This is a genomic window from Dyella sp. 01N36 (assembly GCF_056399745.1).
Map to the genome: position 1 here is coordinate 1 of NZ_JBFTRY010000155.1, position 8,184 is coordinate 8,184.

10 protein-coding genes and 1 pseudogene are annotated in these 8,184 nt (G+C 65.1%); all 11 read left to right on the forward strand.

Translation table 11 applies throughout. The features are described from left to right. A pseudogene (locus AC1DMG_RS17360) lies at window positions 1-854 on the forward strand (hypothetical protein); the annotation flags it as partial. Between the two features lie 47 nt (window positions 855-901). Beyond that, window positions 902-1,504, forward strand: a complete 603-nt coding sequence (locus AC1DMG_RS17365) for a YdbL family probable chaperone protein (protein ID WP_441603245.1) — start codon at window positions 902-904, stop codon at window positions 1,502-1,504. 82 nt (window positions 1,505-1,586) lie between these two features. After that, on the forward strand, window positions 1,587-2,900 hold the full coding sequence (gene rlmD, locus AC1DMG_RS17370; RefSeq protein WP_441603246.1) for a 23S rRNA (uracil(1939)-C(5))-methyltransferase RlmD: 1,314 nt from the start codon (window positions 1,587-1,589) through the stop codon (window positions 2,898-2,900). Window positions 2,901-2,967: 67 nt separating this feature from the next. Beyond that, a complete protein-coding gene (locus AC1DMG_RS17375; protein ID WP_441603247.1) occupies window positions 2,968-3,495 on the forward strand; it encodes a CYTH domain-containing protein in 528 nt (175 codons plus the stop codon). Further along, complete coding sequence (gene nagZ, locus AC1DMG_RS17380; protein WP_441603248.1) at window positions 3,489-4,511, forward strand: beta-N-acetylhexosaminidase; 1,023 nt, start codon at window positions 3,489-3,491, stop codon at window positions 4,509-4,511. The genes AC1DMG_RS17375 and nagZ overlap by 7 nt, the downstream gene beginning before the upstream one ends. Further along, on the forward strand, window positions 4,508-5,056 hold the full coding sequence (locus AC1DMG_RS17385; RefSeq protein ID WP_441603249.1) for a hypoxanthine-guanine phosphoribosyltransferase: 549 nt from the start codon (window positions 4,508-4,510) through the stop codon (window positions 5,054-5,056). The genes nagZ and AC1DMG_RS17385 overlap by 4 nt, the downstream gene beginning before the upstream one ends. A 26-nt stretch (window positions 5,057-5,082) precedes the next feature. Next, window positions 5,083-5,664, forward strand: coding sequence for an NADPH-dependent FMN reductase (locus tag AC1DMG_RS17390; RefSeq protein WP_441603250.1), 582 nt, complete (start codon window positions 5,083-5,085; stop codon window positions 5,662-5,664). After that, window positions 5,661-6,404 carry an S-methyl-5'-thioinosine phosphorylase gene (locus tag AC1DMG_RS17395; RefSeq protein WP_121879682.1) on the forward strand — a complete coding sequence of 248 codons (744 nt, stop codon included), beginning with the start codon at window positions 5,661-5,663 and terminating at the stop codon, window positions 6,402-6,404. The genes AC1DMG_RS17390 and AC1DMG_RS17395 overlap by 4 nt, the downstream gene beginning before the upstream one ends. A 160-nt stretch (window positions 6,405-6,564) precedes the next feature. Continuing rightward, window positions 6,565-6,771 carry a cold-shock protein gene (locus AC1DMG_RS17400; RefSeq protein WP_026633225.1) on the forward strand — a complete coding sequence of 69 codons (207 nt, stop codon included), beginning with the start codon at window positions 6,565-6,567 and terminating at the stop codon, window positions 6,769-6,771. 104 nt (window positions 6,772-6,875) lie between these two features. Beyond that, window positions 6,876-7,901 (forward strand): glycosylasparaginase, encoded by a 1,026-nt coding sequence (locus tag AC1DMG_RS17405; protein ID WP_441603251.1) that lies wholly within the window; start codon window positions 6,876-6,878, stop codon window positions 7,899-7,901. After that, window positions 7,901-8,184: copper homeostasis protein CutC (locus AC1DMG_RS17410; protein ID WP_477180831.1), on the forward strand; the 284-nt coding region annotated here is incomplete at its 3' end. The genes AC1DMG_RS17405 and AC1DMG_RS17410, both read left to right, overlap by 1 nt.

Sequence of the window (8,184 nt, forward strand, 5' to 3'; positions counted from 1 at the left end):
CCCTGCAGGTCTACCGCATACCCAACGGTGCCACGCAGTTGCGCTGGCAGAGCAAGGGTGGCGCCTTGACCCTGCAGCGCGCGGTGGATATTCCGGTGCTGAACGGGCGTGTGCATGTGGGCGATCTGGCGTGGCGCCCGGCCGCTGCGAAGGGGCGCCGACTGGAAACCTCGCTCGCTTTCGCCGGCATCGACATGGCCTCGTTCTCACGCACCATGGGCTGGCCGGAGTTCCCGGGGACCCTGGGCGGCGCCATTCCCGCCATGCGCTGGGTGGATGATCGCTTTGAGCTCGAGGGTGGCCTGTCGGTCAATGTCTTCGATGGCTTTGTCGACATCACGCGACTGAGCCTGCAGGGGCCCTTTGGCCCCAGTCCCGTGCTCACCGGCGACGTGCAATTGCGCCAGCTTGATCTGGCCGCCATGACCAGTGTGTTCGACTTCGGCAGCATCACCGGCCGTATGGACGGCTCCGTCAATGAGCTGCGCCTGGTCAACTGGAACCCGGTGGCGTTCAAGGCCAACCTGCTCGCCGGCAGCGGCGGGCGCATCAGTCAACGCGCCGTGAACAACCTGACGGCCGTCGGTGGCGGCGGCGTGGCAGCCGGTTTGCAGGGCGCCGTGCTCAAGTTGTTCAAGACGTTTGGTTATAAGCGCATCGGCCTCAACTGCACGTTGCAAGCGTCGGTATGCCATATGGGTGGCCTCGACAACGATGCCGATGGCTACACTATCGTCGAAGGCAGCGGCTTGCCGCGCCTGCAGGTGATTGGTCACCAGGCGCAGGTCGACTGGCCAACGCTCGTCCGTCGATTGAAGGCGGCTATGGAAGGCAATGGACCGGAAGTCCACTAGGGCAAAGCACGCCTTAGACCCATCCCCACCCCCAAGGAGTCGAAATCATGCGCAAGCTCGTCTATGGATTGCTGACCACGCTGCTGGTCGCGCTGGTGGGGTGCGTCACCATCAATGTCTATTTTCCTGAAGCGGCCGCGCAAAAGGCCGCCGATCAGTTCATTGGCACCGTGCTCGACAGTTCGGCGCCGGCCCAGCCGGCCAAGGACGACCAGCCGGCACCGCCGAAGAAGAACAACCAGCCCTCGGCCATGTTGCTCGACCTGCTGATTCCCGCCGCCTACGCGGCCGATGCGCCGAACCTGCGCGTGCAGACGGCGACCACGGAGGCGATCCACGGCCGCATGCAGGCGCGTTTCCGCGACACGCTGACGCCGCTCTTCAATAGCGGTGCGGTGGGCTTCACCCAGGATGGGCTGGTGGCCGTGCGTGACGCTGGCAAGGTGCCGCTCGACCAGCGGGCGGGCTTGAGCGCCGCGGTGGCAGACGAGAATCGCGATCGCAATGCGCTGTACCGCGAAGTGGCCAACGCCAACAACCATCCGGAATGGGAAGCGCAGATCCGCGCCACCTTTGCCAAGGGCTGGATCGAGCGGGCGCGGCCGGGCTGGTATTATCAGGACCCCTCGGGGGCGTGGAAGCAGAAATAAGCTCATCGCTCCTCATCACCCGATCAACGCGCCCGGGTCYTGCTGATCCGGGCGTGCGCGTTTTTGGAAGACAGTTGCCACGATGAAAGAATTCGAAGCCACCATCACCGACCTCAGCCACGACGGCAAGGGCGTCACCCGCATCGACGGCAAGGCCGTATTCGTCAGCGGCGCGCTGTTGGGCGAAGAGGTCAAGCTGCGCATCCGCAAGCGTCATCGTCACTACGACGAAGCTGAAGTGGTGGAACTGGTGACCCGCTCGCCGCATCGCGTTGAGCCGCGCTGCCGTCATTTCGGCCAGTGCGGCGGCTGCTCGCTGCAGCATCTGGATGCGACGGCGCAGATCGAAGTGAAACAGCGCGTGCTGAAGGACAACTTCGAACGCATTGGCAAAGTGATGCCGGAGCTGTGGTTGCCGCCGCTGACTGATGAGCCCTGGGGTTATCGTCGCAAGGGACGCCTGTCCGTGCGCTCGGTGGCGAAGAAGGGGCGCGTGCTGGTGGGCTTTCGCGAAGAGAGCAATCCGCGCTTTGTCGCCGACATCACCCAGTGTGAAGTCGTGCATCCGGCGCTGGGTCCCAAGATCGGTTTGCTGGCCGAACTGGTCAGCAGCATGGATGCCGCCTCCGACATTCCGCAGATCGAGTTCGCCGCCGGCGACGATGTGGTGGCGCTGGTGTTCCGCCACATGCAGCCGTTGAGCGAGCGCGATCAGGCGGCCTTGATTGCGTTCGGTCAGCAGCATGGTTTTGCGATTTACCTGCAGCCGGGCGGCGTGACCAGCGTGCATCCGCTGTGGCCGGAGTCGCCGCGGCTGGCCTTCAACATCCCCAGCGACAATGCCGCGTTCGCGGACGTGGAGCTGGAGTTCCGCCCGCTCGATTTCGTCCAGGTCAATGCCGGCATGAATCGCCGCATGATGGCGCGTGCGATGGAGCTGCTCGATCCGCAGCCCACGGATCGCGTGCTGGATCTGTTCTGCGGCCTGGGCAATTTCACGCTGCCGATTGGTCGCCGCGTCGCCGAGGTGGTCGGCGTGGAGGGCGAGCATGGCCTGGTCGAGCGCGCTGCGGAAAACGCCGCACGCAACGGCATCACCCACGCCCGCTTCGAAGTGGCCAACCTGTTCGAAGATCAGCGTCACACCCACTGGGCCAAGCAATCGTGGGACAAGCTGTTGCTCGATCCGCCGCGCGCCGGCGCTGACAAGGTGCTGGAGTATCTGCCGCACAAGGAGACCAGCCGCATTGTCTATGTCTCGTGCCACCCGGGTTCACTGGCGCGTGACGCCGGCATCCTGGTGCAGAAGCATGGGTTCCGCTTGAGTGCGGCCGGCGTGATGGATATGTTCCCGCATACGGCGCACGTGGAGTCCATCGCGCTGTTCGAACGCTGAGCCAGGGCAAGGAAGGCGGGACGCCTTCACCGCTCCGTCACATCCTTCCCCAATCATCGGTTGACGCATGGGCATCGAGATCGAACGTAAATTCCTCCTCAGCGATGACAGCTGGCGAGACGCCGTGAGCGAAAGCGAGCGCATCGCCCAGGGCTATCTGGTCAGTGCGCAGGCGCTGCACGACGGTACCGCGCGGGCGTCGGTGCGCGTACGCCGCACCGGGGATCGTGGGTGGCTCAATATCAAATCGGCCAAGCTCGGCATCGAGCGCGCCGAGTTTGAATACCCCGTGCCCATCGCCGATGCCGAGCAAATGCTCGCCGAGCTGTGCGACGGCGTAGTGGAGAAGATCCGGCATCACGTGGTCGTCGACGGCGTGCTGTTCGAGGTCGACGAATTCTTTGGCGACAATGCGGGACTGGTCGTGGTCGAGGTGGAATTGCCCAGCACCGACGCCTCGTTTCCGCGCCCCTCGTGGCTGGGGCGCGAAGTGAGCCACCTGCCGCGCTACTACAACGTCAACCTGATCGCGCATCCGTATGCGCGCTGGACGTCGGACGAGCGTCAGGCGGCCGGAGAACCCACCTCATGCTGATGATCGGCCTGGCAGGCGCCACACTCGCTGCGTCGGAGCATGCATGGCTCAAGGCGCCCGGCGTTTCCGGCGTGGTGCTGTTCTCGCGCAATTTCAGTACGCGCGATCAGTTGATGAAACTGATCGACGATATTCGCGAGGTCGGCGGCGACGACATGCTCATCGCCGTGGATCAGGAAGGCGGCCCGGTCCAGCGTTTCCGTGAGGGCTTCACGCGCCTGCCGCCGTTGTCGGCGATCGGCGCCGTGTACGACCGCGATCCGGAAGACGCCATCCGCCTGGCCGAAGAACACGCCTGGGTGATGTCCAGCGAGTTGCGCGCCAGCGGCGTGGATTTCAGCTTTGCCCCCGTCGTGGATCTGGCGCGCGGCAACGCTGCGATCGGTCTGCGCGCGTTTCACGCCGATCCCGCGGTGGCTGCTGAGCTTGGCCAGGCCTATGTGCGCGGCATGCACCTGGGCGGCATGGCTGCCGTGCTCAAGCATTTTCCGGGTCACGGTTCGGTGGCGGCGGATACGCACAAGGCCACGGCAGTGGATACGCGTCCCTTGGACGTGATTCGTCGCGAAGATCTGCTGCCCTTCGTCGAAGGCATGGCGGCGCACGCCGAGGCGGTCATGGTGGCGCACGTGGTCTATCCCCAGGTCGACGCACAGCCGGCAGGTTTTTCCTCGCGCTGGATCAAGGACATCTTGCGCAACGAGCTGGGCTTTGGCGGCGCGGTGATCAGCGACGACATCAGCATGGCCGCTGCTGGCGCGGCAGGCGGCGTGACCGGTCGCGTGCATTCCCATTTGGATGCAGGCTGCGACCTGGTGCTCGCCTGCTTCCCCGACGTGGTGGACGAGGCGATTGCCGCTGTGCAAGACCGCGCGGCCACCTCGCCCGAACGCATCGCCGCCCTGCGCGGCGACGTGGCCTCCACCTGGGACGGCCTCAACGACAACCCCCAGCGCGAACGATTCATCGCGCGCATCGCGGCGCTGCACGCCGTGGAAGGACAAGCTTCGGCATGAGTACATCCACCCCTTCACTGGCTACCGCACTTGCCGGTGCCGAGCTGTTGTTCGATCGCGCGGCGCTGGAGTCGGTCATTGTCGACATGGGGCGCGACATCGACGTCGCGCTCGATGGCGAGCGCGCCGTCTTTCTTACCGTGATGAACGGCGCGCTGATTTTTGCCGGTCATCTCGCACTGGCCATCCGCACCGATGTTGAGTTCGACTATGTGCATGCCACGCGTTATCGCGGCGCCACCTCGGGCAGCGAGCTGCATTGGCTGCGCGAGCCGGCGGTGGATCTCGCCGGCCGCACCGTGCTGCTGGTGGACGACATCCTCGATGAAGGTCATACCTTGAAGGCCGTGCGCGACGACTGCATGCGCCGCGGCGCACGCCGCGTGCTGGTGGTGAGTCTGTGCACCAAGCAGCACGACCGCCTGGTCGACGGCATCCAGGCCGACTTCAACGGCGTCCAGTTGCCTGATCGCTACGTGTTCGGCTTTGGCATGGACTATCACGAGCAGGGCCGCAATCTGCCGGGCATTTACGCGCTCAAGTAAGGCGACGATCGACCACGGAGTCACGCATGAATGTTTTGGGGATTTCCGGCAGCCTGCGCGAGGCTTCGTTCAATACCGCGCTGCTGCATGCGGCGCAGGAGCTTGCGCCGGCCGGCATGAACATCGTGATGCATCGCCTGCACGACCTGCCGATGTTCAATCAGGACGTGGAAGAGCAGGGCGATCCCGAGTCGGTGGTCGAGTTCAAGAACGCCATCGATCGGGCCGACGGGCTGCTGATTGCCTGCCCGGAATACAACGGCGGCATCACCGGCGTGCTGAAGAATGCGGTGGATTGGGCCTCGCGCGCCGGCAAGGCGCGCAAAGTGGCTGCGCTCGCCGGCAAGACCGTCTGCATCATCGGCGCGAGCCCGGGCGTCACCGGGACGGTGCGAGCGCAGGACCAACTGCGCCTGATCCTGCGCCGCGCAGGCGCCCGTACCGAGCCGCAGGGCGACGTGCTGGTGTTCCACGCGCATACCAAGATCGTCGACGGTCAGTTGAGCGATGAGCGGACGCGCGAGGCACTGACTCGCCATCTCGCAGGCTTTGCCGAGCGGTTGGCGGCGACACCGAACGAATTGAACGCATATAGGAACGCATCGTGAGCATCGATCTGGCCGTCATCGGCGGCAGCGGTTTGTACAACTTTCCGGGCCTGGAGAACGCCTCGCGCCATCGCATCGACACGCCGTTCGGCGCGGCCTCGGGCGATGTGGTGACGGGTGATTTCGCCGGCCGCAAGCTGGCCTTTCTCGCCCGCCACGGCGAGAGCCACACGGTGCCGCCGCATCGGGTCAACTACCGCGCCAACCTGTGGGCACTGCATTCGCTGGGCGCGCGCCGGGTGGTCGGGGTGAACGCCGTGGGCGGCATCCGCGCCGATATGGGTCCGCGCGTCATCGTGGTGCCCGACCAGATCATCGACTACACCCATGGCCGCTACACGAGTTTTTGCGATGTCGAGGGCGCCGAGGTGCGTCATATCGATTTCAGCGAGCCGTACACCGAGTCGCTGCGTCGCGAACTGATCGACGCGGCGGCCAAGGCTGACATCGCTGTCATTGATGGTGGTTGCTATGGCGCGACCCAGGGTCCGCGCCTGGAGACCCGGGCGGAGATCGCCCGCATGAAGCGCGACGGCTGCGACCTGGTCGGCATGACCGGCATGCCCGAGGCCGTGCTCGCCCGCGAACTGGAGCTGCCTTACGCCTGTCTCGCGCTGGTTGCGAACTTCGCCGCCGGTTGTGGCGACGAGGCGGAGATCAGCATCGAGGAAATCTTCGCCCACCTGGCAGCAGCCACCGCCGAGGTACCCCGCATCCTGGGTGTTCTGCTCAAAAGCTGAGCAACCGGTACGGTTTTGATCGTGTCAAAGTGGTCACCATATTGCGCTTTGCCATAAAACATGTTGATACTTCCGTTGTGCCAGGGGCGGCGGACCAAGGGGTCAAGGTGGTTCAGCGCTTACCGTGGTGCATCCAGTCCATGATTCAGAGGTTCACGCAATGCGTTTCGGTACGGTCAAGTGGTTCAACGACGCCAAGGGTTTCGGCTTCATCGCGCCTGAGGACGGTGGGGAGGACGTGTTCGTCCACTTTTCGGCAATCAACTCCAAGGGCTTCCGTAGCCTGCAGGAAGGTCAGCGCGTGAAGTTCGAAGTCACCACGGGCCCGAAGGGCGCCCAGGCTTCGGGCGTCGAAATCGCCGGCTAATGTCGGCGAACCGGCGCCAGCGCCGGTCATCGATGTGAGGAAGCCCCGCGTCGCAAGGCGCGGGGCTTTCTTTTTTTGTGTGGAGTGGTTGGAGTGGAGGGGTGATGACGGATCGTAGAGGGTTTCTGAAGGCCTCCGTGCTGGGGGCCTCCGCGGTGGCACTGGCGGGTGGCGCGCATGCGCTGGCCGGCGCCAGTGGGACGAGCAAGGGCAGCACGGGTGCGCGCGTGATCTCGACCTGGGACTTCGGCGTGGCCGCCAACCAGGCCGCGTGGGGCGTGTTGTCGAAGGGCGGTGGGTCGCTGGACGCCGTCGAGGCGGGCGTGATGATCCCGGAAGCGGATCTGAAGAATCACAGCGTAGGCCGCGCCGGCTATCCGGATCGCGACGGCCACGTCTCCCTGGACGCCAGCATCATGGACGCCGACGGCAGTTGCGGTGCGGTCGCGGCGCTGGAGCACATCGCTCATCCGATCCAGGTGGCGCGTCGTGTCATGGAACGCACGCCGCATGTCTTGCTGGCCGGTGATGGCGCGCTGCAGTTCGCGCTGGAGCAGGGCTTCAAGAAGGAAGAACTGCTGACCCCGGAGTCCGAGGCGGCGTGGAAGGAGTGGCTGAAGACGGCCCACTACCAACCCTCGGCCAACAGCGAAGTGCGCGACTACGGCAAGACCGGCATGCCGGGCGGCAAGGGCAACCACGACACCATCGGCATGCTGGCCATCGATGCCAACGGCCGCCTGGCCGGTGCCTGCACCACCAGCGGCATGGCGTGGAAGATGCGCGGGCGCGTGGGCGACAGTCCCATCATCGGGGCAGGCCTGTACGTGGATGGCGATGTCGGCGCGGCCACCTCGACCGGCGTGGGCGAGGAAGTGATCCGCAACGTGGGCAGCTTCCTGGTGGTGGAGTTGATGCGTCATGGTCGCTCGCCGCAGGACGCCTGCCGCGAGGCGGTGATGCGCATCGTCAAGCGCCGRCCCGCGGCGTCGAAGGACCTGCAGGTCGGCTTTCTTGCCATGAACAAGCACGGCGAAGTGGGCGCGTTCGCGATCCAGTCCGGCTTCTCGTATGCCGTATGCGACGCGACCAAACAGGATGGGTTGGTGCCGTCCAAGAGCGTGTACTGATGGCACGACGCCTGCTCGAAGTCGCTGCCAATTCGCTGGCGTCCGCGCTGGCCGCGCAGGCGGGCGGTGCGGACCGGGTGGAGTTGTGCACCGGCCTGGAATTGGGTGGGCTCACTCCATCGATGGCGCAGATCGCCCAGGTGCGCGAGCGCCTGAGCATCCCGCTGTACGTGCTGATACGTCCACGTGCCGGCGACTTTCTCTACAACGATGACGAGCTGGACGTGATGCAGCACGACATCGAGACCTGTCTTTCGCTGGGTTGCGATGGCGTGGTGTTTGG